The sequence below is a fragment of the Alphaproteobacteria bacterium genome (assembly GCA_016699305.1).
Taxonomy (GTDB): Bacteria; Pseudomonadota; Alphaproteobacteria.
Genome location: CP064970.1, coordinates 966,284 through 991,981, shown reverse-complemented (window position 1 = coordinate 991,981; position 25,698 = coordinate 966,284). Strand labels below are relative to the sequence as shown.

Sequence of the window (25,698 nt, the reverse complement as noted above, 5' to 3'; positions counted from 1 at the left end):
AATACGGATAGGTTCATCAGTTTTCTTGACAAACCATGCCTATTTGGATAGGTTCCTTGGAATTGGCGGCTCCGATCCGCCCCATATTCCCAAGGAGAATTGCATGATCCCCGTTGTTTCCCAGCTTTATATGGATATGGCGCACCGCTGCGTGCGCGAGACCTTGAACCTCGTGCGCCAAGGCCGCACAGACGAAGCCCTTGAGGTCGCCGAGCTTGCCATTGACACCTACCACAAGGCAGTCGATCGCGCCAAAGACGCGCACCTTGATGCGTTCATCGCCTTGGCCATGCGCGCGCCGCATCCGTCCGAACAACGCGCGGCGGGGCGGGCATGAATCTGTTTGAGCGGATCCATCGCAGCTTGTCCCGCGCCCTGCGCCAGCAATGGCGCTGGTGGAAGACAACATGGATGGGAGATTGATTTGTGTCTCAATCGCCCAGCATTTCATCAAAACGAAAAAACCCTCTTTTTCTAATCGCCGATCTGATGGCTTTGGCCATCTTGCGGAAAAAAGCGAAGGAAATGCGCGCATCTGAGTTTATTCAACTGGACTTCACGGCGAAAGGAAGCGTGTGTGACAGGGAGGGCAATATTGATGGAGAATGCGCGTTATGACGCCAATCGCGCGGCAAATTCGAGAACTAGAAAGTAAAAACACATCCGACCTCAAACGATTGTGGCGGGATTATTTCCAATCTGAACCACCACCCTATCGGGGCGGATTTTTGCGGCGCGCCTTGGCCTATCGGATTCAAGAACTGACTTATGGAGGATTAACGCCAAAGGCGGAGCGCAAACTGAACACGCTGATTGCTGAAGAAAATGGAAAGAAACCAAGACGCAGGAAACGATCTCCCACCGTACCTGTTGTTGGGACACGCCTGGTGCGCGAATGGCGTGGGGAACGGTACGAAGTCGTCGTTTTGGCCGAAGGCTTTGCATATGGAGGCAGCCGTTGGAACTCGCTGACGGCCATTGCCCAGCACATCACGGGCTGCCACTGGAACGGGCTTGTATTTTTTGGGTTGCGGAAAAAAGAGAAATAAGAAATGGAAAAACCGACCAAGCATATTCGTTGCGCCATCTACACACGCAAATCTTCCGAAGAAGGCCTCGATATGGAATTTAACAGTCTCGACGCGCAGCGTGAAGCGTGTGAGGCCTATATCGCGAGCCAAAAATCGGAAGGTTGGGTCGCTCTTGAAACCATGTACGACGACGGTGGATTTTCTGGTGGCACTTTAGAGCGTCCTGCGCTTAAGCGCCTGATGGAAGATATAGAGAACGGCAGGATTGACACTATCGTAGTTTACAAAATTGACCGACTTTCCCGTTCACTTATGGACTTTGTCAAAATGGTCGAGGTCTTTGACCGCCATAAAGTGACGTTCGTCAGCATCACTCAATCTTTCAACACAACAACGTCGATGGGGCGACTGATCCTCAACATTCTGCTGTCTTTTGCACAGTTTGAACGCGAGGTCATAAGTGAGCGCATCCGCGACAAGTTCGCGGCAAGCCGCAAGAAGGGAATGTGGATGGGCGGGTGCCCGCCGTTGGGCTACGATGTGGAAAACAGAAGGCTTAAGGTCAATGCGAAGGAAGCCGCTATCGTCAGAGAAATATTCGAAACCTTCGTTCAAACGCAATCGTGCATGACCGTTGTTCAAACGATGAGGGCCGCCGGAATAACAACCAAAGAATGGGAGACGCAATCCGGCAAAACGCACAAAGGCAAGCCCATTCACAAGCTGTACGTTTATCGCATCTTGAATAATCGTGTTTACCTTGGAGAAGCCGTACATAAAGAAAAAGCCTACCCGGGTGAACATCGCGCCATCATAGACGCGCCGCTTTGGGAAGAAACCCACCGGATCCTATCCCTTGCGCCCAAGAAGAGAGGAAACCAAACACGGGGCCGCTGTCCTGCGTTGTTGAAGGGCTTCGTGCGTTGCGGGTGCTGCGGCTCTGCCATGACGCCGTCCTCAACCAACATACGGGCACGCGGCCAGTCCTACCGTTATTACGTCTGTGTCAAGTCTCTGCGGGAAGGTAGTCAGTCTTGTGCAATCCGCTCGGTGCCTGCGCGTGAGCTTGAGCGTGCGGTGCTGTACCAAATCAAGACGGCGTTTAAAGCGCCGGAAGTCGTTTCCCTGATTGTGGATCGGCTGGAAAAAAGAAAACCGGAACTTGCCATCGATTTTTCGACAAAAAGAGAACGAGAGTCGTTTGTACGCTCCGAACTTGGAAACTTCGATGCGCTCTGGGAGCAACTTTTTATCCAAGAGCAACGCGCCCTTCTGGGTGAGTTTTTGGAGACCATTGAGGTTTCGGAAGATGGCGTTCAAATCCATTTCAAGAAGAACGGCCTAACCGCATGGGTCGAGGAGACGCGTTATGGAACAGGAAACAATCGTCGTACATCTGCCGCTTAGGCCGAACCGACGTTCTGGGCGGAAATATCTGATCGCCCCGGACGGAGCCACAGTTCCGATGAACGAGCCAACGCCCCAATTGCACACCATGCAAAAGGCCCTTGTGAGAGCGTTTCTCTGGCGACGGGAGGTTGAGGCTGGCAAATACGACAGCATCACTGATATGGCGCGCAGCAAAGGCGTGAACGAAGACTATGCCCTTCGACAAGTCACCCTGACGCTTCTCGCGCCATCCATCATCGAAGCCATTCTTGAAAACAGCCAACCAAGTTATCTAACCCTCCAGCAGCTCTATCAGCTGGTTCCTCTCATGTGGGATGAACAGGAAAAACAAATCCTGTGCACGGCATAACCATTCAAACATCTCTAAACTACATCCGCTTGTCATTTGTTCGTTTGACGAAATTCAGCGTAACTTGTTGAGAAATAAGAAACCCTACCACGAGAGAAAAGTAGGGTTCGGTAGAGAGAAACGGGCATAAGAGAGAGGAATACGGGCTTCAGTCGCCAGATTTTTGGCGCACGAAGTCGGGTTCGGAATTGCGAAAACCCTGCGTTTTCTTGCGTATTATATGAGTGATGCGAAAGGCTCAGAGAGGCTTTTCGCTATGTTAAATGGCGGAAGGGATGGGATTCGAACCCACGATACGGCTATTCACCGTATACCCGCTTTCCAGGCGAGCGCCATCAACCACTCGGCCACCCTTCCACTCTGGACCTTATACACAAAGACAGCCGACTGGTTGAAGTCTTGGTCTTGCCGGTCTTGCGACCGGCGGGCACTCGGCCACCCTTCCACTCTGGACCTTATACACAAAGACGGCCGACTGGTTGAAGTCTTAGTCTTGCCGGTCTTGCGACCGGCGGGCACTCGGCCACCCTTCCACTCTGGATGTGTTGTTCTATCAGAAAGAGCCCGGCGGTTGAAGCGTTGAAATAACGGGCAAGGATGCCCTTATTTCTTCTTGTCCAGCTGATCCACGATCAGGCCTGTGCCTGCGCCCACCGCGCCGCCGATGGCCGCGCCGCAAGCGATGCAGCCGCCGGTGACCACCGTGCCCACGGTGCCCACCGTGGCACCGATCGCGCCGCCCGATAAGACTCGCTGTTCCGTCTTGTCCATCCCGCTGCACCCGGCCAGGGTCATTGCCAAAGCCGCCGCCAATACCGCATGTGTCGTCTTCATAGGAGTGTCCTTTCCCTCGAATGGTGAAAGCCATCGCCTGCGCCTATGGTAGCTTGACGCGCCGCCCCTTCGCAAGATGGGTTCCGCCTGTTAAGAATCTTCTAACCAAGTGCCTTTACACGAAAGAGGACATGTCCAGCCGCTCGCTTTCGCCCATCGTCCCTGTCGGGACCACGCAAAATGCCGCCGCGCTGGCCCTGGCCGATGCGGTGATCCTGGGGCATGAGCAAGCGCGCGTGCCGCGTTATACCAGTTACCCCACCGCGCCGCATTTCGGGGATGGGGTAGACGAGACCGCCTATCGCGGTTGGCTGGCCGATCTGTCTCCGGGGGCCTCTCTTTCGATCTATCTGCATGTGCCCTTTTGCCGGTCGATGTGCTGGTTTTGCGGCTGCCATACCCGCGCCACGCGCCATGATACGCCGGTGATCGCCTATGCCGCCGATTTGCGGGCCGAAATGGATCTGTTGCTGCCCTTGCTGTCCGCGCCCGGACCGGTGCGCCATGTGCATTGGGGTGGCGGGACGCCCAATATCCTAGAGCCGCAGACTTTCGTGGATATCATGGCCCATCTGCGCGACCGGCTGCGTTTCGCGCCGGACGCCGAAATCGCGGTCGAGCTGGACCCGCGCACCGTGACGCCCCAGATGATTGAGGCCATGGCCCAAGCAGGGGTCACTCGGGTCAGTCTGGGAATTCAAAGCTTCGAGCCTCAGGTGCAGCAGGCCATCAACCGTGTCCAAAGCTATGGCTTGGCCGCGCGTTTGGCCCAGGATTTGCGAAAAGCGGGGATCCTTTGCCTGAATCTGGACCTGATGTACGGCCTGCCCGGCCAGGATGTCGCAAACGTCGCGCAATCGACGCGCCAGGCCCTAGACTTGGCCCCCGACCGGCTTTCGGTGTTTGGCTATGCCCATCTGCCGCGCCTGAAACGCCATCAGCGCATGATCGACGAATCCGCCTTGCCTGGGGCAGCGGCGCGTCTGGCGCAATGCCGCGCCATCAGCGACGTGCTGACCCAAGCCGATTACACGCCCATCGGTCTGGACCATTTCGCGCGGGGCCACGACCCGCTTAGCCGCGCCCTGCAAGAGGGCCGGTTGCGCCGCAATTTCCAAGGCTATACCACCGATCCGGCCGATATTTTACTGCCGCTGGGGGCCTCGGCCATCGGCGCTTTCCCCCAAGGCTATGCCCAAAACATCGCCGATGTCGCCCTTTGGCACGATGCGGTGCGCGCCGGACGCCTTCCCATCAAGCGGGGCAAGGCTCTCTCGTCGGAAGATCGTCTACGCCGCGCGGTGATCGAGCATTTGATGTGCTTCCTATGGGTGGATTTGGCCGCCATCGCCGCCGCGCATGACACAGGGCCTTCCGTCTTTACCGATAGCCTGGAACGTCTGCGCCCCTTACAGGATCAAGGCGCGGTGATCCGCCAAGCTTGGCGTTTGACGGTCCCCGAGGCTTTTCGCCCCCTCATCCGCAGCATCGCTTGCGCCTTTGATACCTATCTGCACCCCGAAGAAGACCGACACGCGCGCGCGGTTTAAACGCTTGGAGGACAGGGGCCAGTCGTGCGGGAACGGGCGTCAAATATGTTGGCATGTGGGATGACCTTGGCGCGCCGCCGTCCTTCGCCAAACATTCCAGATTTTGCATACCCTCTCGGCAAGTCCCATTCGGCGTTGTCGATGGCGGCGATGAGGAATCCAGTAACCGACAGAGGCGACGAACAACAAGCCCTCTATCTGATATGCAGGGCGCGGAAGTAGTAATACCCTCCATAACTACCTTGCCAGTAGCTGCCGCCGCCGCTTGCCCCATTTATAACCCCTTGTACCGCCCCCCTATTTAGTGGGTCATCACACCTAACCATGCCGTCGGAATAATTTCCATCAAACCGATTAATGCGCAACTCCGCGTTACCTTGAGCGTTTGTTCCTTTCATCCCGGTTTGTTTGTAGAGTTCCTGATAAACAGCGTCCTTCATCCAAGGAAGAATCAAGAATAGATCGGCGGTTTGTGACGCCCTCTCAGGCCCGGACCCGTCGTAGACGCAGGGCCATCCGGCAGCATCGTACCCAAAGGCAGGTCCCCCACCCCGCCCCAAATGCGCCCCGCAACCCGACTTAAACACATAAGTACCGAAAAGCTCCGGGTAATCTATGTCCGCCTGGCTCTTCCAAGATGGGTCTAGGGCATTTATATCTGGATTTTTCCAGACAATCCCGCCGCCATTCATATCAAAGACATGGCAGGATTTATCGGATGGGGCATTTGAATTTGCATAGCCGCTGACGATAGGGTTTTCAAAGCTGATTTCCGTATCCGCGCATCCCTTAGCAACCACTCTATCCACGCCTATCTTAACGCTGTCCGCATATTCGAGAATGGCTGCTGCCTGGGCCTTGGCGCTGACGGCAGAGGTATCGCCATTGAACGAACCCGACGCCGCAGCAATGGCAGAGGCCAAGACAGCCAGAATCGCCACGATGAACAGAATCGGCCCGATGGCTATGCCCGATTGAGGGCCCAATTCAGACGCCGATACCCAGCGGGGGGGGGGGGCGGTTTCAGTGCACACATCTGATCTCTGCAGTCATCGACTTGATTCGAAGCCTTTAATTTACTGTGCAGCAATGGGCTTGTCCACTCAACCCGCCTTGCTCTGGTCGGCAAGCCGCTATTTCTTGCCGAAATTCGGGTTGACGTACACGAAGCGCTGCGAGTCGATCTCTCCTCCAGGACGCAGGTCTTGCAAGGTCACTCTCGTGACCAGGCCTTGAGGATCGGTGATGCGCCACTGGCGCAGTGCCAAAGGCGCGGTTTCGAACACCAGGGTCAGATTGCCTGCGTCCTTCTTGTCGCGTTGCGTCAGGGTGACTTCGAACCCGCCGGGATAGTTAAGCACGCCGGTGACGGCCACGTCCTTGCCGTTGAGCGCCAGATTGTCACGCAGCAATAAAGCGGCGGGCGAAGAGTCCAAAGGCACGCTCGAGCTTTCGCCCAAACCCGCATCCCAGACATGGACGAACAACCCATCCGCCACCACAAGATCCTGGCGCGGGGCATCGTATTCCAAGCGCATCTTGCCCGGACGCGACAGCCAGACACGGCCTTGACGCTCATTGCCCATATCGTCGCTTTGTAAAAAACGGGCTTCCAATGTCTTGACCTGACGCAGCCATTCCTCGGCCCAGGCGATTTCAGGCGCGGATGTCTCCGTCTCGGCCTTCGTCAGCTTGGCCCCGCCCTTTGCCAGTCCCAACCCAGGCACCGTCATCAGGCCGACGGCCAATAGCAGCGTCGCCAGCACCTTGAGCCGATCATTCTTCATAGAGAGAAACCCTTCATCCTCGCATTCAACCCAGAAGACAGCATGCAAAGCCGTGATGGCAAAAGCAAGGCAGGGCCATCTTCTTACAATCCTTCTCGATGGAATCAAATTTTCTAACAGTGCCTGCTCAGTCGGACGGCGAATCCAAAAGCCGATAAACCGGCGGGATATGGGGATCAGGGGACGGCACCACATGCCCTGCGATGATCTGCGCCAACCACATGACCAAGACAGCCAACGCCACGGCGGCCAACACGCGCCCCGGATCACGATGCGCGCTTGATGGCCGTCGTGGCATGGTCATATGTCTTAAGAGTTGTTGGTGCCGTTTTTGTCCTTAACCTCGGTGAATTCCGCATCCACCGCGTCATCGGCGCCCGGAGCCGCGCCCGATCCAGCCGATTCATCCGCCGTCTCGCCGCCGCCTGCCGCCCCAGCCTGGCGATACAGCGCATCGCCCAGCTTCATGCTGGCCTGGGCCAGGGTTTCGGTGCGGGACTTGATAGCGTCTTGGTCCTCGCCGTCGATCACGCCGCGCAAATCGGCAATTGCCTTTTCGATCGCCTCGCGGTCCTCGGCAGAGACTTTGTCGCCCTGCTCCTTCATCGTGCCTTCCGATGTGTAGATGAGGTTATCTGCCTGATTGCGCGCCTCGATCAGCTCTTTCCGTTTGTGATCTTCCTGAGCGTGCTGTTCGGCGTCGCGCACCATGCGCTGAATATCCTCTTCCGTCAGGCCGCCCGAAGGCTGGATGCGGATTTGTTGTTCCTTGCCCGTGGCTTTGTCGCGCGCGCTGACAGAAAGGATGCCATTGCGGTCAATATCGAACTTCACCTCGATCTGCGGCATGCCGCGTCGCGCGGCAGGAATGCCGACCAGATCGAATTGCCCCAAGAACTTATTGTCCGCCGCGATCTCGCGTTCGCCCTGGAAGACGCGGATGGTGACCGCCGTCTGATTGTCCTCGGCTGTCGAAAAGACCTGGCTCTTATTCGTAGGAATGGGCGAATTGCGCTCGATGAGCGGCACGAAAACGCCGCGCAACGTCTCGATCCCCAAAGATAACGGGCAGACATCCAGCAATAGCACGTCGCGAATTTCGCCCTTGAGCACCGCGCCTTGAATGGCCGCGCCCACCGCGACCACTTCGTCCGGATTGACGCCGCGATGCGGCTCGCGCCCGAACAGTTCCTTGACGGTCTCGATGACCTTGGGCATGCGCGTCATACCGCCCACCAACACCACTTCGTTGATATCCGAAGCCTTGATCCCCGCATCCTTCAGGGCCTTTTCCACCGGTCCCACCGTGCGCTTGATCAACTCATCGACCAGGGATTCCAGCTTGGCGCGCGTCAGTTTGACGTTCAGATGCTTGGGGCCGCTTTGATCGGCGGTGATATAGGGCAGGTTCACATCGGTCTGCATCTGGCTGGACAGTTCGATCTTGGCCTTTTCCGCCGCTTCCTTCAGGCGTTGCAGGGCCAAGCGGTCCTTGCGCAGGTCGATGCCTTGCTCGCGCTTGAACTCGTCCGCCAGGAAATCGATGATGCGGGCGTCGAAATCCTCGCCGCCCAAGAACGTGTCGCCATTGGTGGACTTGACCTCGAACAGCTCCTTATTAATCTCGAGAATCGAGACGTCAAAGGTGCCGCCGCCCAAATCATAGACCGCGATGGTGCCCGCGCCGCGCTTTTCCAGGCCATAGGCCAGGGCCGCCGCCGTCGGTTCATTGATGATGCGCAGCACCTCAAGCCCCGCGATGCGCCCGGCATCCTTGGTGGCTTGACGTTGGCTATCGTCGAAATAAGCGGGAACGGTGATGACCGCCTGGGTGACCGGCTCGCCCAGAAAGGTTTCCGCCGTCTCCTTCATCTTTTGCAAGATATGCGCGCTGATCTGGCTGGGGCTGTTCTTTTTGCCCTGCGCCTCGATCCAGGCATCGCCATTCTCGGCGGCGACGATCTTATAAGGCACCAGGTTCATATCCTTCTTGACCATCGGATCGTCGAAACGACGCCCGATCAAACGCTTAATGGCAAAAAACGTGTTTTCCGGGTTTGTGATGGCCTGACGCCGCGCCGGCATGCCCGTCACGCGCTCGCCCTTATCGAGGAAAGCCACGACGGACGGCGTGGTGCGCGCGCCTTCGCTGTTTTCGATGACGCGGGGGGTCTTACCCTCCATGATGGCGACGCAAGAATTCGTGGTACCCAGATCAATACCGATGACTTTAGCCATGACCCTATGTCCTTTCAGATGGTGACTCCAGCGACAAAAGCGCCCCCTATTGTGGCAGACGTCTTTTATCCTGGTACAGAAGATAGGTGACCCTATCGTGCTTAGCAACCTTATACCGCGCATAGCCCCTATCTTTCTCTGCAAGTTTTTATACCCGCATGAGTAGCGCGGCGATATACTAAGCCGTTCTATTTCCTGAACGGGAGGATGCGTCATGCGTCGTTGGCTTTACCTTGTGCTCATGATGGCCTCGATGGCATTCCCGAACATGGCATTGGCGCAGAGCAAGGCCGGGGCCACCGCGCCCAAGAGCGAAGCGGCGGCGACGGACATCGTCGTGGTCACCAATGATCTGCTGGCTGATCTCGTCCGACAACTGGGGGGCGAAGGATTCCGCATCCATGTTCTGCTGAATTCGGGCGATGATTCCGAAACCTATATGCCCAGCCAAGAGACCGTGAAGATCGTGTCCCAGGCCAAATTGGTCGTTATCCAAGGGCTCGGAACAGAGCGGCGCTGGCTGAACAATCTGCTGAATAACGCCCGTTATAACGGCATCGTGGTCAATGCCACCGTCAATCTTCCGCGCTTGATGACTGAAAATGGCACCATGGTGCCTGCCAAAATCGATCTTGAGAAGAAAACGGATTATCAGGGGCAAAAACTGGATCGCCGCGCTTGGATGGACCCATCCAATATACGTGTTTATATCCGCAATATCACCGAAGGGCTGGCCGCAGCCGACACTGCCCAAGCTAACATTTATCGCACCCGTGCCAACGAGATCATTAAATCGCTGGCGAATCTGGACGCTTGGGCGCGCCAAAGTTTTGGCGGTATCGGGAAAGAATATCGTCGCGTGGTGGTATCCTTTGACCGTTTCCAGTATTTCGCCAAGGCTTATGGGATGGAGATCATCCCGTTATCGGATAAAAAGGACAATCTGTTGCCGCAGGCCGAACTCCAGGCTCTGAAGGAACGGATGGATAAATATTATATCCGCGGCATCGTGATTCAATCCGATGCTGCCCGCGCACCGCTTGAGGCCTTCGCCAAATCTGCCGGCGCCAGCCTGTTTGGTCCCGTGACAACCGAAAATATCCGTGAATTGGGAAAGGATCGTTCGGGATATGACGCCATGATGCGGGAAATTATGACCGCTATGTATCAAGCGATGGTCTCTAATAGCGGCGTGGCGAAACCCGGTCCGTCCGGCACACAGCCCCGTGCCTATCGCCGTTAGGTTAACCCCCGCTTTCACATGATTTGCGGCGCACCGTTTGTTTGATGTTCACGCCGCTTTGGAACGAGAGTTGGAGAGTTACGAAACCGTCTCGGCCATCGCCAGCAGCCGCAGCCTTTGCAGGCCATCGGCACGAAGAATCAAATCAGCCGGCAGAGGGTCAGGGGCCGCGCTGGACAATTCATGCGCAGCCCGACGCAGCAGGTGAGACGCATCGCTTTTTACCTCCAACGCATCCTTGATCAGGGCGCATACCAGCAGGTAAGAGGGGTTTGAGAGTTCGACGTTCATTGCGTGTGTCCTTCTGAAGTGGGCCATACCAACCGTCTCGTCCCCTTGACCATCACATCTATTTAGACCGCAATCGGAAGAATCCTTCCGGTTATGCCTGTCAAAGATTGTTCTGGTTGGGACGCCTTCTCCTTGCTTTGACGCCAGTGTTCCGAACCCCTACTGTACGCTATCGCAATCCTTACACAAAAAACTTTCATCAAATTTCTTCACTTTTTTTATTCCTATTCAATGTGTTGATGATGCTCTCCAGTGGCAAAGCACGTAAAAAAGTAAGTTTAAGTGTCACAAAAAGACACTTTGGCAATCATATCGCCTATAAAACATAAAATGGGTCGAATCCGTGACTGTTTATAGTTAGGTATAATCTCTCTTATAACGCTCCCGTTGGACCACCACGAGGAAGGCGAACATGGCGATGGATGGCCACGCCCAGCAACAGCCCGATGCCCAGACATAAGGTCAAAAGAGCCGAACCGCCATAAGACACCAAGGGCAAGGGAATCCCGACCACGGGGATGAGACCCATGACCATGGACACGTTGACGAACAGATACAAAGAGGTCGTCAGCACAATGCCAAAGCCCACCAGCCGCCCGAATTGATGCGAACAAGACAAACTGATCAACATGCCCCAAGCCACCATCAGCACATACAAAGCCACCACCACCATCGCGCCGATAAAGCCGAATTCCTCGGCCATGACCACAAAGATGAAGTCGGTGTGTTTTTCGGGCAGGAACTGCAATTGGCTTTGCGAGCCGAGGCCAAAGCCCTTGCCGAACAACCCGCCCGCCCCCAGCGCGATTTGCGACTGCAAAATGTTATAGCCGCTGCCCAAGGGATCGGCGGCGGGGTTGAGGAACGTCGTCAACCGCGCTTTTTGATAATCATGCAGGAAATGCCAGCCCACGGGCAGAACCGCCAGCGCTCCCATGATGCCGCTTATAAAAAACCACCAGGGGACACCGGCCAGAAAGAAGATGCCCATGCTGGCCAGCAGCAACAACGTGGCCGTGCCCAAATTCGGCTGCAACAGCACCAGCACCACGGGCGCGCCCACCAACAGCAAAGGGGGGATCAACAACCAGGGACGGCGCACCTGTTCGGGCGTCAGGCCATGAAAGTAACGGGCCAAAGCCAAAATCAACGCCAGCTTCATCAATTCGGAAGGCTGCACATAGACTCCCGCCACGCCCAGCCAACGCTGGGCACCGCCGCCCACCTGCCCCATGATGGCCACGCCCACCAGCATGGCCAACACGGCGCCATAAAGCGGATAAGCCGCGCGCAACCACCACCGCGCATCGACAACGGCCACCATCAGCATCAATACAAGCGCCGGCCCCAAACGCAGCGCTTGGGCGCCCGCCCATGGCTGCCAAGATTGCCCCCCGGCCGAGTACAACAAAGCGATGCCGATCAACGCAGTGGTTGCCACGATGCCCACCAGCCCCCAAGGCAGCAAGGCCAGCTTGGTGCCCAGGTTCATCCTGTCCGCCGGATTCCAGACGCGATCTCCTACCATGATTTTACCTTCCCCTACACGCGCCGAGAGATTTCAAAGAAAGCTATATGGGTCCATATCGACCTGCAAGCGCACCGTGCGCGATGGCGTCACCTGCGCCAGCCATGCCGACACGATAGGCTGCAAACGCACGCCCAATTTGGTCTTGATCAACAGGCGCTGACGATGCCGACCCCGCAGCCGCGCCATCGGCGCGGGGGCAGGCCCCAGGATTCGCACATCGGCCAGTCTGGGCGCGCAGACGATCAAATCATGCGCCGCGCACGTCACTTGGGCCTCGTCGGTGCCCGACAGCACCAACGCCGCCCAACGACCGAAAGGCGGCATGTCGAAAGCTTTACGTTCGCCTTGCAAGGCGCGCATCAGCCCGTCGCGGTCGCCTTGCGCCAAGGCCTTCATCACCGGATGTTCGGGCTGAGTCGTTTGGATAAGGGCGCGTCCACGCATCTGGGCGCGCCCGCTGCGGCCCGAGACCTGATGCAATACCTGGAAACAGCGTTCTGCTGCGCGCGGATCCGCCCCGCCCAGTCCCAGATCGGCATCCACCACCCCGACCAAGGTCAGATTCGGAAAATGATGCCCTTTGACCACCAATTGCGTCCCGATCAATACATCCAGCCCGCCTTGTTCCATGGCTTGGAGAGCCTGAGCATTGGCGGTCAGCGGCGAGTCGCTGGCCACGCAGGCCAGACGCGCCCCCGGCAGCAAGGCTGCGACCTCTTCATGCACGCGCTCGATCCCCGGACCGCATCCGGCAAGGGGCCCTGGCGCATGGCAAGAGGGGCACGAGCTGGGGCTGGGCATGCCGTGGCCGCAATGATGGCATTGCAGGCTGCGCCCGCGATCATGCGCCACCAGCCATGCCGTGCAATTGGGGCAAATCATCCGATGCCCGCAACTGCGGCACAAGGACAAAGGCGCATAGCCGCGCCGATTCAGGAAAACCAAGCTCTGTTGTCCGGCTTGCAGCGTTTCTTGCAAAGCCGTGCGCAAACTGGGGCTTAGCCAAGCCCCCTTGGGCGGTTTGTCCGTCCGCACATCGACCAATTTTATATCCGGCATACGCGCCGCGCCCACGCGGTCGGGCAGCACCAATCGGGCATAACGTCCATTATCGACATTAGCCAGCGTCTCCAGCGAAGGCGTCGCGCTGGCCAAGACCACGACCGCCCCGCCCAGCCAAGCCCGCGCCACCGCCATATCCCGCGCGTGATACAACACGCCATCCTCTTGGCGATAGGACCCGTCATGCTCTTCGTCCACCACGATCAAACGTAGATCGGCAAAAGGCAGGAACAGGGCCGAACGCGCCCCCACCATCAGCTGCGCCTTGCCGGTGGCCACGTCTTTCCAACCCTTGCGGCGTTGGGCGGGGGTCAGGCCCGAATGCCAGGCCAGAGGCTCGACGCCCAAACACCCGCGCAACCGTGCCAATGTGGCCGAGGTCAAGGCGATCTCGGGCAACAAAACAAGGGCCTGGCCGCCCTGATTCAGGACTTGCTCCAGCCCCTTTGCATAAACCTCGGTCTTGCCCGAACCGGTCACGCCGTCCAAGACCAATGCCGACCAGGACCCGCCTTGCAAGGCCTGACCGATCTGCAAAGCCGCCTGTTCCTGGGCGGCGGAAAGCGTCACGCCCGGCCCCGGCGGGACGGCAGGTGCGATCAACCGTTCAGTCTTGGCGGAGGGCTGGCGTTTCAAGGGCTGTAAGCCTTGCGTGCCGCCCGTCACCAGACGCAACACCGCGCCCGAAGGGGCCAGGGTGTACCCGGCCACCCAATCCACGAAACGCCGCGATATATCGGGCAAAGGCGGCATATCCACGCGAAGCGCCGCGATGTTCTTTAACCGAGCCGAGGCCACGCCCGAAGGCGGCGTGTCCCATACCACGCCCGTGGCCTGGCGCGCGCCCAGCGGCACGGTGACAAAATCCCCCGGCGCGACCCGCATGTCCCCCGGCACCCCATAATCATAGGCTCCCGCCAGGGGCAACGGCAGCAAAACGGAAACGCGGCGATCTGTCATCGATGGGCAGCATATCCCGTTTTCCTCAATCGCAAAAACATGAACAAGTGCCGTCACAAACCTGGATTTATCGACGATTAATCGGCACACTCTCTTCATGCCCCGAAGCCCCACGCCCGATCTGGCCTTTTTCTTGGCCGCCGATACGCATGACGCGCTGTGCGCTTGGCTGCTTGAATTGCAAGATTCGCGTCGCGCTTCGGCGCATACCGTGGCGGCCTATGGCAGCGATGCGCGCGCCTGTCTGGCTTTCCTGGCCGGTCATCTGGGCGCGCCGCCCAATCTGGCCGATCTGGCCGCGACAAGCCTGGCCGATTGGCGATCCTATCTGGCCCATGCCACGACGGGCGGATTGGGGGCGGCCAGCCGCGCCAGGGCACTGGCCGCCTTGCGTAGCTTTGCCCGTTGGCTCGAGCGCGAACGCGGCCTGGCCCTTCCGGCCCTGGCCTTGCTGCGTCCGCCGCGCGTTTCCCGTCCGTTGCCTCGCCCTTTGAGCGAGTCCGATGCCCTGGCCTTGCCCGATATGGCGATGGACGAGGCCCAAGGCGCCCCCTGGCAAGGCGCGCGCGACGCCGCTTTGCTGATTTTGCTGTATGGCGCGGGTCTGCGTCTGGGCGAGGCCCTAGCCCTGAATCGGGGCGATTGGCGCGATCAAGAGACCTTGCGCATCCATGGCAAAGGCAACAAAACCCGCATGGCTCCCGTCTTGCCCGCCGTGCGCGAGGCCTTGTCGCGCTGGATCAAGGTGGCACCGCCTGCCGGATCTGAAGCCCCTCTGTTCCCCGGCATACGCGGCAAGCGGCTAAACCCTGCCGTGGCCCAGCGTCAGATGCGCCGCTTGCGCGTGGCCATGGGCTTGTCCGAAAACGCCACGCCCCACGCCTTGCGCCACAGCTTTGCCACCCATTTGTTGACTCATGGGGCCGATTTGCGCGCCGTGCAGGATTTGCTGGGCCATGCCAGCCTGTCCACCACCCAGCGTTACACGGCGATCGAGGATGCGCGCCTGATGCAAAGCTTCCAAAAGGCCCATCCTCGCGCCCAGGCCCGCGCCACCTTGGCTAAGACGGAGGCTCCCTGATGGACAAACGCCTTGAGTCGTTGATCTGGCAAATGGAGGCCGGGGCGGATGACAGCGTGGGCGAGACCTGCCTGAACGCCCTGGCGCCGCGCCCTGCCAAACCCATAGCGGTTTCCGCACCCGTATCAACACCGACCATCGCCCCGACTGTCCAAGTATCGGGCGCACAGATATCGGGTGTGCAAGCGCAAAGCCTGGAAGCGTTGCGCGACGAGCTGGAATCCTTCGAAGGCTGCGCCCTGAAGCAACCCGGTCGCCGCCTGGTGCTGGCCGACGGCAACCCCAAGGCCCCAGTGATGTTCATAGGCGAAGGGCCGGGCGAAGAGGAAGACCAACAAGGCCTGCCCTTTGTCGGACCCAGTGGCCGTTTGTTGGATCGCATGTTGGCGGCCATCGGCCTGGACCGCAGCGGAGTCTATATCTCGAATATCGTGTTTTGGCGTCCGCCGGGCAATCGCGCGCCCACGGATGCAGAGGTCGCCGCCTGCCAACCCTTTGTGGCAAGACATATCGCCCTGATCCGGCCCCGTCTGGTGGTTCCCTTGGGAGGACCGGCGGCCAAGGCCCTGCTGGCCAGCGGCGAAGGCATCACCCGCCTGCGTGGCAAAAAGCTTGTCTATCAAGGCCCCGAATGGTCCTGCCCGGCCTTACCCATGTTCCACCCCGCCTATCTGCTGCGCCAACCCATGCACAAACGCCTGGCCTGGAAGGATTTATTGGCGTTGCAAGCCTCGCTGCGCGAGGGGGCATAAGACGCGCCCTAGATGTTGTTGAGTCCGCGTGTTTGACTTATCCTGCCATTTAATAAGGGAGAACACAGATGGCTCAGACCTACAGCCAGCGCGCGCCTTTTAATGATTGGTGGTATTGGGGCGAATGCCTGATCAAGCGTTTTGGCACCGCCGCCGAAGTTTATCGCGAGAATGGCGAGCGTGAACGCGCCGACGAGCTGGCCATGCTGGCTCGTCGCTTGAAGGACAATTTCGCCAAGCCCGTCAATGCCGCGCGCGGGAGCATGAAGACCGAGCAAGAGAAAAGGAAAGTCCAGGAATTGGAGGAGGAGGCGATCTTCAACGCCGCCACCATGTACCGCGACATCATCGCCAATCTGCCCTTTATCTCGCAGGCCCTGCAGGATTTCTTGTACTGTTCGTGGCAAACCACCTGCTGGCCCAAGGACGAGCAGAACGGCGAGGAAGGCGAAGACGGCAAGACCGGCGGCGGGAAAACCGGCGGTGGCGGCAAGGCGGGTGGCGGGCCGAATGCGCGCGAGGCCAAGATCATTGAAATCTTTTGGGGGCCGCGCGAGCATCAAGATGAAGGCATCCGCAGCGGCCAGGTGGCCGATGGCGGCTTGGCCGGCATTATCTATAACTTATTGGTGGCCGAGCGTACCAATAGCAGCCGCACCCCCACCGATTACGGCCAGGCCATGCAGGCTTCCGCAACCCAGCAAAGCATCGCCACGACTCAGCAAAAATGGGAAAAAGCGGGCGTGCAGATGAACTTTAAGCCGCCCGGTGGAATCTGATAAGGCCGCAGCAATCGCCATGGACGGCCCCCTCGGCCCTGCGCCGCCAAGCCAAGACCCGCTTATCACGCCTCAGATGGCCTTGCGCGCCTATGCTTGCGGCATTTTTCCCATGTCAGAAAGCGCCGATGACGCCAGCATCAAATGGTATGAGGCGCGCGCGCGCGGCGTGATTCCCTTGGATGCCGCGTTTCATCTACCTCGCCGTTTGGCACGAAGCTTGCGTCAGCTGCGCTTTGATCTGCGATGTGATACCGCCTTTTCCCAGGTCGTGGCCGCATGCGCCGCGCCGCGTCCGGACAGCACGGGCACATGGATCAGCCAACCCTTGCAACGCCTGTATCGTCAATTGCATGCCGCCGGGTTCGCCCATTCGGTGGAATGCTGGCAAGGGGGTGATCTGGTCGGCGGCTTGTTCGGCATCGCCCTACGCGGCGCGTTCTTTGGCGAGAGCATGTTTCACCATAAGCGCGACGCCAGTAAGGTCGCGTTGGTCGATCTGGTGGCGCGGCTGCGGTTGGGCGGGTTCAGCCTGCTGGACGCCCAATTCCACACGCAGCATCTGGGCCAATTCGGCTGTATCGAGATAGACCGCGACGCCTATCATCAACGCCTGGAGCAAGCCTTGACGCTGGAGGCCCGTTTCCCTGTTCATGACCTGTCTCAGAGTGAGCCGCCATGCCTCTTATCTCCATCCTGACTCCCGCCTGGAACGCCGCCCGCACCTTGCCGATGGCCAAAGCGGGAATCGACGCGCAAAGCCTGACCGATTGGGAATGGTTGGTGGCCGATGACGGCTCGGATGACGGCAGCCAAGAGATGCTGGCCGCATGGAGCCGCAAAGACCCGCGCATCCGATTATTGTCAGGGAAGGGCAGGGCCGGTCCCGCTTTGGCGCGCGCCCGCGCCTTGGCCGAGGCCAAGGGCCGCTTTCTGGCCTTTCTGGATGCGGATGATTCCTGGCATTCCGATAAATTGGCCGCGCAAACTGCCGCGCATCGCGCAACCCCCACGCCCCTGACCTATACCGGCTGGCAGGCCATCGACGCGCAAGGCGCGCCGCTGGGCCGTGGGCATGCTGTGCCCGAACGCCTGACCTATCGCGCCTTGTTGTGCAACACGGCCATCGTGTGTTCCTCGGCCATGATCGACCGTGAACAATCAGGCCCCGTCACCATCCGCAACGAGCCGGTGGATGATTATGTGCTGTGGTTAAGCCTGCTTTCACCCCGCATCCACCCGCCGGGCCGCACGGCCATTGGCCTGCCTGCCCCCTTGACCCTCTATCGCCGCGCGCCCGGCAGTCTTTCCAGCCGCCCGTGCCGCGCCGCCAGCTGGGCCTGGCATACCTATCGCCATGTCGAATGCCTGTCTTTGCCCTATTCCCTATGGTGCTTTGCCCATTATGCCGCGCGAGCGGTGGTTAAACGGATGGGGTGATAGACGGAGTTGTATTTAATTCGTTCCTTCGATAACGGATTCGGAATCTTACATGTGGCCAGCGGTCTCGATGGCTTCCATCTGGATGGCGCGTAGGCGGGATGCGCCGTCTTGGCCCAGGGTGAGAAGGCTGATGAAATCGTCCTGGGAAAAGGGCAGACCTTCCGAGCCGACCTGCACTTCCACCACATGGCCTTGGCCGGTAAAGACGAAATTGGCGTCGGCCTGGGCGTTCGAGTCTTCGGCGAAGTCCAGGTCCAATCGCGCCTGACCTTCCACCAAACCGCAGGAAATGGCCGCCACGGTGTCGCGCAGCGGCATCGCCGCCAGGGCCCCCGTGCGCATCATATGCAAGCAGGCCAAATGCAAGGCGACATAGGATCCGGTGATGGCGGCTGTACGGGTTCCGCCATCGGCCACCAGCACGTCGCAGTCCAGGCGTATCTGACGCTCGCCCAAGGCGGCGCGGTCCGTGACCGAACGCAAGGAACGACCGATCAGACGCTGAATCTCTTGCGTGCGGCCGGTCTGCCGACCGCGCACGGCCTCGCGCTCGGTGCGCTGATGGGTGGCGCGGGGCAACATGCCGTATTCCGCCGTCACCCAGCCCAATCCGGTGTTGCGCAGGAAAGGCGGGGTTCTTTCCTCGACCGTGGCCGCGCATAGGACCTGGGTGTTGCCGATGGTGATCAGGCACGAGCCTTCTGCATAGGGAACGGCGCCGGTCTTTAGCGATACGGGCCGCATTTCTTGAAGGGAACGTCCAGAAGGTCTCATGGTGTATCCGTAGGTGTTGGAGAGGGGCTTGCCAAGCGGAAATAGACAGCGCTGCGACTGTCTCTCTTACTGATAGAAGGGTTGATAGGCATAGATCAGTTGCCGCATTTCTTTGTCCGCGAAGAAATCCACCTGCTGCATTTCGGCTTCCATATCGACATCGGTCTTTTGTTTCCTGATGGTCGGGACATGCACGACGTCAAAGCGGAAGCGCACATGGATCACGCGCTCCTGATTGTCGTTTTGCAGCATGCTGTTAAGCAGGGCCTTGGCTTGTTCCTCGTTCATGGGCAGTCCCTCTAAGGTCAAGGGATAGTCCAACGAGACCTTGTAGGTATAGGGAAACCAAGTGGCAGGCGCATCCGCCAAGCACGGCACGTCGATCTCCTGATCGGTGAAGGCGAAGGTGAATGACGATAGTTTATTGATCGGGCTGTCATGGTGCAGCAGGAACAGGTGGCGCTTGAAATCGTATTTTCCAAGCCGCCGTGTGGCCACGAATTCCAGATGCGTGGGCAGACGTGTGAAGCGTTTTTGGATGTCGCGGCGTAGGGCGACTTGCGCCTTCTTCCACAAAAATTCGTCCTGGTGATTGTATTCATATATTTCGCATTGGAACAAACGCGCGAAGTCGTCGATCACGTCGTCGCGGCCTATATCCACCGCTTTAAAGCGCAACAACAAGCTGGCCAAGCGGTCGAGAGTGACGGGCAAAAAGGTGATGGTGCTGGGGTCTTCGACCACCGCGTCGCCGCTCAGTCTTGATCTGCGGGGCAAGGGGTTGGGCGTTGCCGTGGGGCTTGGCGTCGATGCGGCGGCGACAGGCTCCGATACGACAGGAGGCGCGGCGGGCGCGGGCGTCGGTTCGGCGGCAGTGGCCGCTCCGGCCAAGCCCAGCCCCAGGGTCAGGAAGCATAAGGAACGTGTCAGGTGTTTCACGGCCATCCGTCGGGTCTTATCAAAAAGGGTGGATATACCCTCGCTTGCGATGGCCGCCGCGTCAAGCCAGAAAGCGCCTTGTGGTGCACGGATCGTTTCGGACAGCCGGGCCGTGGCCAGATGGCGCAACAGGATACGGTGCGTGAAGATATGCCGCACGGGCGGTTTTTGTAACCGCCAATCGGCCAACAAGGGCGCATGGCGGCGGATTTGGGCGGGGGTGGGGATATCCCCCGCGTTCAAAGCATAACAAGGCAGGTCCAGCAACCCGCCCAAAAGGCCGTCTTCTGGACGATGCCGCAAAAGGACTCGGCCTCGGGCGTCCTCCAGCCAATAGGCCATCTCGTGCAGTTCGGTCTTGGTCTTGGTTGGGGCGCGTACGGGCAGGCTAGACGCATGACCAGCCCACTGGCCCTGGCATAGCTGGGCCAGTGGGCAAGCGGAACAATCCGGCGCGCGCGGGGTGCAGATGGCCGTGCCCAGATCCATCAGGGCTTGGGTGTAGTCGCCCGCTCGGCGCGGCGGCACCAGCCTTGCGGCGGCTTGCCGCAATTCCGGCTTGGCGGCGGGCAAAGGCGTGTCGATGTCCAAGACTCTGGCCAGGACTCGCTCGATATTGCCGTCCACGGCGGCCTCGGGTCGATCAAAGGCGATGGCGGCAATCGCTCCTGCCGTATACGGCCCGATTCCAGGCAAATGCGCCAATTGCGCCGGATCATCGGGCAGACGCCCTCCATGCTGGGCCATCACCGCGCGGGCGCAAGCATGTAAGAAACGTGCGCGGCGGTAATAACCCAGGCCCGACCAAGCCTGTAAGACTTGGCTTTCCTGGGCTTGGGCCAGGTCCTCCATGCGCGGCCAACGGGCGATAAAGTCCTCGAAACGCGGTCGGACGGTGGCTACGGTGGTTTGTTGCAGCATGAATTCGCTGACAAGAACATGATACGGATCAATATGTTGACCTGGTTTTGCGCGCCAAGGCAGATCGCGCCGCGCTTTGTCGTACCAGCCCAGCACGGCCCTAGCGAAAGCCGCTTTGTCGGAAAAAGTTGTGTTAGACTGCCGCTTCATGAACAAGGCATCTCCCGTCACCGATCAGCGTCGCCGCCATCTCGTCCCCCTGGCCGAGCCGGTGCATGATTTGGCCAGCGCGGCTTTTGGCAAAGAATGGGCGCGTTATGCCCGTCTGCTGGAACATTGGGACGATATTCTCGGCCCCGAGCTTGCCTCGCACACGACGCCGGTGCAACTGCGCATGGGGAAGGCCCCCGGGCAGGGCGGCGCATTGCGTGTGCGCGTGCCCGCGCCCTTGGCCCCGGATATTCAGGCCCTGACCCCGCAAATCCTTGAAAGGATTAATTCTTATTTCGGAAAAGATTCAATTTCACGTTTACTGATCGAACATGCGTCTCCGATGCCCGGCAAAACGCTTGAGCCACGGAACGACCACCGGTAAAGTTGCGCACGACCATGACATATCGACAGGTCAAGAGGGGGAGCAATCGAATGCGGATCGCGGTGCTGATGGGACTGGCTATGCTGATGCTGGCAGGCGGCGCGCGGGCGGCCGAGCCGATCTTGACCTTGGGGCGTCCCGACGCGCCGGTGGTGGTGGATGAGTATTTCTCTTTGGCCTGTAGCCATTGCGCCGAATTCAGCGCTCAGATGATGCCGCGCTTGCGCAAGGAATATATCGACACGGGCAAGGTGCGCGTGAACATGTACGACCTGGCTTTTGACAAAAGCGGCCTTTTGGCCTCGGCGCTGCTGCGCTGCGTGTCCAGTCTGCGGGTCGAGCCGATGATGACCGCGCTGTATCGGGCGCAAAAAGGCTGGACCCACGCGCCGGACACCGAAACGGCCTTAGCCAAATTGGCCGCCTTCGCGGGGTTGGACGAGGCCAAGGCGCGCGCCTGCATGAACGACAAGACGGTGACCGATGCCCTGACCCGCCAAAGCGACGAGGCTGTAAAGGGGCTGCGTCTGCAAGGCACGCCCAGCTTCATTGTCAACGGCACCGAGCGCCTTTATGGCAAGCGTCCATACGAGGATTTCGCCACTGTGTTTGATCGCCTCTTGGCGTCGGGCGCGCGGGCGGCATCGGTCGCTCCCGCTTTGGCACCTTCCCACTAAATTTGATCGTCAGGAGATACCGTGCATTTCACTTCTTTACGTCTGTTGGGATTCAAGTCCTTCGTCGAGGAAACCGAGCTGCGTATTGAGCCGGGCTTGACGGGTGTCGTCGGGCCGAATGGGTGCGGCAAATCGAATCTTGTCGAGGCGTTGCGCTGGGTGATGGGGGAGACCTCGGCTCGTCGTTTGCGCGGTGCCGAGATGGAGGATGTGATCTTCGCGGGGACGGCGATGCGCCCGTCGCGCAATCTGGCCGAAGTCTCTTTAAACTTGGATAACACCAGTCGCACGGCGGCGGCCGAGTTCAACAACAGCGACGATCTGGCCGTCACGCGGCGCATCGAACGCGGCTCGGGTTCGGATTACAAGGTCAATGGCCGCAGCGTGCGCGCGCGCGACGTGCAAATCCTGTTCGCCGACCAGGCCACGGGCGCGCATGCCAGCAGCATGGTCAGCCAGGGCCGCATCGGCGCGCTTATCAATGCCAAGCCGCAAGATCGCCGCATGGTGTTGGAAGAAGCGGCGGGCGTGGGCGGGCTGCATGCAAGGCGGCACGAGGCCGAATTGCGTCTGAAGGCGGCCGAGGCCAATTTACTGCGCGTCCAGGACGTACTGAACACCCTGGATACCCAGGAAAAGCAATTGCGCAACCAGGCGCGTCAGGCGGCGCGTTACCGCAGCCTGAGCGAAAGATTGCAAGCGGCGGAATACGCGCTGTGGGCGCGGCGTTGGCACGATGCGCGCGCGGCCCAGGCGACGGCTGAAACGACCTTTGCCGAGGCCGAAAGCCAGGTTCGCGCCCATGTGGGCGATGCGGCCTCGGCCACCACGGTGGCGACCGAGCGCGCCGCCGATCTCCCGCCTTTGCGCGATGCGGCGGCGGCGGCCTCGGCCTTGGTGCAGCGTTTGGTGCTGGAACGCCAGGCTTTGGACGACGAAGAACGCCGCTTGCAGGCCGAGACCAACGCTTTGGCGCAGCGTCAGACCCAGGCGGCGACCGATGCCGCGCGCGAAGCGGCCTTGCAAGAAGAGGCCGGCCATGCCCTGGCTCGCTTGACGCAAGAGCAAGAAACCCTGGGCCAGAACCAAGCCAACGCGACCAAGCAGTTGCCGCAAGCGCAGCAGGCGCGCGCCAGTGCCGAAGCCCAGGTCTCTGCCCAAGAGGAGAATGTGTCCGGGGTCGGGCGGCGCATCAGCGAGGCTCAGGCCCGTGCCGCCAGCCTGTCCGAGGCCAAGGCTCAAGCGCAGCGTCGTTGCCGCGATATCACCGCGCGTCTGGACGAACAGGCCGCACAACGCGCCGCTTTGGAAACCGAGATCGCCCGCCATCCGGACCTGTCGGCTGAAGAGGCGCGTACCCGCGCCGCCGAACAGCGCGTGGGCGAGGCCCGCGCGACCTGCGAGGCCGCCGAAGCCTCCCGCGAGGAAACTGCCCACGCCGAACAGCAGGCGCGGCATGAAACCCAAGAAGTTCAAGGTCGTCTGACTCGCTTACGCGCTGAAATCGGCGCGTTGGAAGACATGCTTCGCCATGGGGAAAAGGCAGGGACCCCCTTATCGGACCTGCTCAGCGTCGAGGCTGGATGCGAAGCCGCCCTGGCCGCCGCCTTGGGCGATGCCCTGGGCGCGCCCGTGGATGAAAACGCCCCGGCGCATTGGTGCGCCTTGCCGCCTTATGAACGGTCCGAGGCTCTGCCCGAGGGTGTGGTGGGGCTGGATAAGCATGTCACGGGCAGCGCGGCTCTTTCTCGCGCTTTGTCGCATATCGGTTTGGCCCCCGATGCCCAGACGGCGCGTCTTTTGGCGGCGCAATTGCGTCCCGGCCAGGCTTTGGTCACCCGCGCGGGCGATTGTTGGCGCTGGGATGGCTATGCCGTCACCGCCCAGGCTCCCACACCCGCCGCGATACGTCTTAGCCAGCGCAACCGCCTGACCTCGTTGCGGGGCGAGGCCGCGCAAACCGAACAAACCCATGCCGCCGCCACGGCGGCCTTGGCGCGCGCCGTCGAAAGCCGGGACCAGGCCGCGCAGGCCGACCGTGCCGCACGCGCCGCCTTGCAGCAGGCCTTTGGCGAATTGGATACCGCACGGCGCGTACAGGCTGAATTGTCGCAGCGTCTGGCGGCGGCCTCCAGCCGGTTGCAGGCCTTGGCCGAATCCGCGCAGACCCTGGAATCGGATATGTCCGTGGCCGTGGCCGCCTTGGCGCGGGCCGAACAAGATTTGGCCGGCTTGCCAGATCTTACCGCCATGCGCGCCGAGGAATCGGCGATCCGCGCCGTTCTGGCCGAGGCGCGGGCGCATCTGACGCAGCACCAAGCCGAATCCATGCGCCTGGAACGCGAGGCGCAAAGCGCGCGCGCGCGGCTTGAGACGGTGGCCCAGGAAATCCAGCAATGGCAGGCACGCGCCGGCCATGCGGGGCAGCGTTGCGGCGAATTGCGCGCCCGCGCCCAGGAACTGGCGCAGCAGATGAGCGAGCTGGCGGCGCGTCCGGACGATTTGCGCACGCGTCGCACGGCGTTGATGGACAAGGCCCAAGAGGCGGAAACCGCCCAGCGCGAGGCATCGGACCGGCTTCAGGCCGCCGAGAACCTGGCGCAAAGCGCGGCGCGTGAGGCGCGCGGGCATGAATCCGCGTTGGCCGAGGCGCGCGAAGCGCGTGGCCGCGCCGAGGCCGCTTGTCAAGCCTCGGGCGAGCGTGTGTTGGAGGTGGCGCATCACATTACCGCCCATCTCAATCAGGAGCCGAGCGCATTGCCCGAGCCGGATTTGGAATCGGGCATCGCCGCCTTGGAGGATCGTTTGGCGCGACTGCTGCGCGAACGCGACACCATGGGGCCTGTCAATTTGTGCGCCGAAGAGGAGGCTGCCAAGGCCAAGGCGGAAATCGAACGTCTGACCGCCGAACGCCTGGACCTGACCGAGGCCATGTCGCGCTTGCGCGGCGGCATCGGCAATCTCAACCGCGAGGCGCGCGAACGCCTGCGCGCGGCCTTCGATCTGGTGGACGGTCATTTCCAAGACCTGTTCACCCGCCTGTTCGGCGGCGGCGCGGCGCATCTGAAACTGGTGGACAGCGACGATCCGTTAGAGGCGGGGCTTGAAATCTATGCCAGCCCGCCGGGCAAGAAATTGCAGATTCTGTCTCTGTTGTCGGGCGGCGAGCAGGCCTTGACGGCCCTGGCTTTGCTGTTTGCCGTGTTCTTGACCAACCCGTCGCCCATTTGCGTGTTGGACGAGGTTGACGCGCCTTTGGACGAAGCCAATGTCGGGCGTTTTTGCGATATGCTTGAACATATTTCCGGCCTAGGCCAGACACGCTTTCTGGTGATCACCCATCACCGCCTGACGATGGCGCGCATGCATCGCCTCTACGGCGTGACCATGGCCGAGCGGGGCGTGTCGCAATTGGTATCGGTGAATCTGGCGATGGCCGAGACGTTGCGCGAAGACGCCCCCGAGGATATCGCTCAGACGCAAGAGGCGGCGTAGAGCCGAATGACGATTT

Annotated in this window: 25 protein-coding genes and 1 tRNA gene; 15 read left to right on the top strand and 11 right to left on the bottom strand. The window is 60.2% G+C overall.

Annotated features, from left to right (window positions below; all coding sequences use genetic code 11):
* The first annotated feature begins 103 nt into the window (after positions 1-103).
* The 5 genes from IPI58_04615 to IPI58_04595 all read left to right on the top strand — a co-directional run bounded on the left by IPI58_04615 (position 104) and on the right by IPI58_04595 (position 2,790).
* Positions 104-337 carry a hypothetical protein gene (locus IPI58_04615; protein ID QQR69934.1) on the top strand — a complete coding sequence of 78 codons (234 nt, stop codon included), beginning with the start codon at positions 104-106 and terminating at the stop codon, positions 335-337.
* 89 nt (positions 338-426) lie between these two features.
* Positions 427-618, top strand: a complete 192-nt coding sequence (locus IPI58_04610; GenBank protein QQR69933.1) for a hypothetical protein — start codon at positions 427-429, stop codon at positions 616-618.
* A complete protein-coding gene (locus IPI58_04605) occupies positions 615-1,049 on the top strand; it encodes a DUF2924 domain-containing protein (GenBank protein QQR69932.1) in 435 nt (144 codons plus the stop codon). The genes IPI58_04610 and IPI58_04605 overlap by 4 nt, the downstream gene beginning before the upstream one ends.
* A gap of 3 nt (positions 1,050-1,052) precedes the next feature.
* A complete protein-coding gene (locus tag IPI58_04600) occupies positions 1,053-2,438 on the top strand; it encodes a recombinase family protein (protein QQR69931.1) in 1,386 nt (461 codons plus the stop codon).
* Complete coding sequence (locus IPI58_04595) at positions 2,401-2,790, top strand: hypothetical protein (GenBank protein ID QQR69930.1); 390 nt, start codon at positions 2,401-2,403, stop codon at positions 2,788-2,790. The genes IPI58_04600 and IPI58_04595 overlap by 38 nt, the downstream gene beginning before the upstream one ends.
* A gap of 264 nt (positions 2,791-3,054) precedes the next feature.
* Here the strand turns inward: IPI58_04595 and IPI58_04590 are convergent.
* A tRNA-Ser gene (locus IPI58_04590) sits at positions 3,055-3,147 on the bottom strand.
* A 246-nt stretch (positions 3,148-3,393) separates the two neighbouring features.
* Positions 3,394-3,624, bottom strand: a complete 231-nt coding sequence (locus IPI58_04585) for a hypothetical protein (protein QQR69929.1) — start codon at positions 3,622-3,624, stop codon at positions 3,394-3,396.
* A 131-nt stretch (positions 3,625-3,755) separates the two neighbouring features.
* Here IPI58_04585 and hemN point away from each other — a divergent pair, with 131 nt between their 5' ends.
* Positions 3,756-5,174 (top strand): oxygen-independent coproporphyrinogen III oxidase, encoded by a 1,419-nt coding sequence (gene hemN, locus IPI58_04580; GenBank protein ID QQR69928.1) that lies wholly within the window; start codon positions 3,756-3,758, stop codon positions 5,172-5,174.
* 194 nt (positions 5,175-5,368) lie between these two features.
* Here hemN and IPI58_04575 read toward each other — a convergent pair whose 3' ends face one another.
* The 4 genes from IPI58_04575 to dnaK form a co-directional block, all read right to left on the bottom strand.
* A complete protein-coding gene (locus tag IPI58_04575; GenBank protein ID QQR69927.1) occupies positions 5,369-6,115 on the bottom strand; it encodes a hypothetical protein in 747 nt (248 codons plus the stop codon).
* 192 nt (positions 6,116-6,307) lie between these two features.
* Positions 6,308-6,961 (bottom strand): outer membrane lipoprotein carrier protein LolA, encoded by a 654-nt coding sequence (locus IPI58_04570; GenBank protein ID QQR69926.1) that lies wholly within the window; start codon positions 6,959-6,961, stop codon positions 6,308-6,310.
* 127 nt (positions 6,962-7,088) lie between these two features.
* Entirely contained in the window at positions 7,089-7,259 is a 171-nt protein-coding gene (locus IPI58_04565) for a hypothetical protein (protein QQR69925.1), read from the bottom strand.
* An 11-nt stretch (positions 7,260-7,270) separates the two neighbouring features.
* On the bottom strand, positions 7,271-9,199 hold the full coding sequence (dnaK, locus tag IPI58_04560) for a molecular chaperone DnaK (GenBank protein ID QQR69924.1): 1,929 nt from the start codon (positions 9,197-9,199) through the stop codon (positions 7,271-7,273).
* A 214-nt stretch (positions 9,200-9,413) separates the two neighbouring features.
* On the opposite strand from dnaK, the gene IPI58_04555 reads away from it, so the two are divergent.
* Positions 9,414-10,442, top strand: coding sequence for a zinc ABC transporter substrate-binding protein (locus IPI58_04555; protein ID QQR69923.1), 1,029 nt, complete (start codon positions 9,414-9,416; stop codon positions 10,440-10,442).
* Positions 10,443-10,520: 78 nt separating this feature from the next.
* On the opposite strand, the gene IPI58_04550 is transcribed toward IPI58_04555, so the two are convergent.
* The 3 genes from IPI58_04550 to priA form a co-directional block, all read right to left on the bottom strand.
* On the bottom strand, positions 10,521-10,733 hold the full coding sequence (locus IPI58_04550) for a hypothetical protein (protein ID QQR69922.1): 213 nt from the start codon (positions 10,731-10,733) through the stop codon (positions 10,521-10,523).
* Between the two features lie 373 nt (positions 10,734-11,106).
* Positions 11,107-12,261: a rod shape-determining protein RodA gene (rodA, locus tag IPI58_04545; GenBank protein ID QQR69921.1), complete on the bottom strand. Its 1,155-nt coding sequence runs from the start codon at positions 12,259-12,261 to the stop codon at positions 11,107-11,109.
* A gap of 33 nt (positions 12,262-12,294) precedes the next feature.
* Positions 12,295-14,286 (bottom strand): primosomal protein N', encoded by a 1,992-nt coding sequence (gene priA, locus IPI58_04540; GenBank protein QQR69920.1) that lies wholly within the window; start codon positions 14,284-14,286, stop codon positions 12,295-12,297.
* A 97-nt stretch (positions 14,287-14,383) separates the two neighbouring features.
* Here priA and IPI58_04535 point away from each other — a divergent pair, with 97 nt between their 5' ends.
* From IPI58_04535 to IPI58_04515, 5 genes are all read left to right on the top strand, one after another.
* Complete coding sequence (locus tag IPI58_04535; GenBank protein ID QQR69919.1) at positions 14,384-15,367, top strand: tyrosine recombinase XerC; 984 nt, start codon at positions 14,384-14,386, stop codon at positions 15,365-15,367.
* Complete coding sequence (locus IPI58_04530) at positions 15,367-16,119, top strand: uracil-DNA glycosylase (protein QQR69918.1); 753 nt, start codon at positions 15,367-15,369, stop codon at positions 16,117-16,119. Before IPI58_04535 ends, IPI58_04530 begins: the two co-directional genes overlap by 1 nt.
* Positions 16,120-16,187: 68 nt before the next feature.
* Positions 16,188-16,898 (top strand): hypothetical protein, encoded by a 711-nt coding sequence (locus IPI58_04525; GenBank protein ID QQR69917.1) that lies wholly within the window; start codon positions 16,188-16,190, stop codon positions 16,896-16,898.
* Positions 16,899-16,917: 19 nt separating this feature from the next.
* Positions 16,918-17,598, top strand: coding sequence for a leucyl/phenylalanyl-tRNA--protein transferase (locus IPI58_04520; protein ID QQR69916.1), 681 nt, complete (start codon positions 16,918-16,920; stop codon positions 17,596-17,598).
* Positions 17,577-18,338: a glycosyltransferase family 2 protein gene (locus IPI58_04515; protein ID QQR69915.1), complete on the top strand. Its 762-nt coding sequence runs from the start codon at positions 17,577-17,579 to the stop codon at positions 18,336-18,338. Before IPI58_04520 ends, IPI58_04515 begins: the two co-directional genes overlap by 22 nt.
* A gap of 48 nt (positions 18,339-18,386) precedes the next feature.
* Here the strand turns inward: IPI58_04515 and rph are convergent, their stop codons facing one another.
* Together rph and IPI58_04505 are read right to left on the bottom strand one after the other, a co-directional pair.
* Complete coding sequence (rph, locus tag IPI58_04510) at positions 18,387-19,115, bottom strand: ribonuclease PH (GenBank protein ID QQR69914.1); 729 nt, start codon at positions 19,113-19,115, stop codon at positions 18,387-18,389.
* Between the two features lie 66 nt (positions 19,116-19,181).
* The gene (locus IPI58_04505) at positions 19,182-21,125 is read right to left on the bottom strand and encodes a DUF4852 domain-containing protein (protein ID QQR69913.1); all 1,944 of its coding nucleotides are present in this window, start codon (positions 21,123-21,125) and stop codon (positions 19,182-19,184) included.
* Here IPI58_04505 and IPI58_04500 point away from each other — a divergent pair.
* From IPI58_04500 to smc, 3 genes are read left to right on the top strand one after another with little or no spacing between them, the layout of a single operon-like run.
* Complete coding sequence (locus IPI58_04500) at positions 21,124-21,510, top strand: DUF721 domain-containing protein (protein ID QQR69912.1); 387 nt, start codon at positions 21,124-21,126, stop codon at positions 21,508-21,510. The genes IPI58_04505 and IPI58_04500 overlap by 2 nt on opposite strands.
* Before the next feature lie 50 nt (positions 21,511-21,560).
* Positions 21,561-22,187: a DsbA family protein gene (locus IPI58_04495; GenBank protein QQR69911.1), complete on the top strand. Its 627-nt coding sequence runs from the start codon at positions 21,561-21,563 to the stop codon at positions 22,185-22,187.
* Between the two features lie 21 nt (positions 22,188-22,208).
* The gene (gene smc, locus IPI58_04490; protein QQR69910.1) at positions 22,209-25,682 is read left to right on the top strand and encodes a chromosome segregation protein SMC; all 3,474 of its coding nucleotides are present in this window, start codon (positions 22,209-22,211) and stop codon (positions 25,680-25,682) included.
* Positions 25,683-25,698 lie beyond the last annotated feature (16 nt).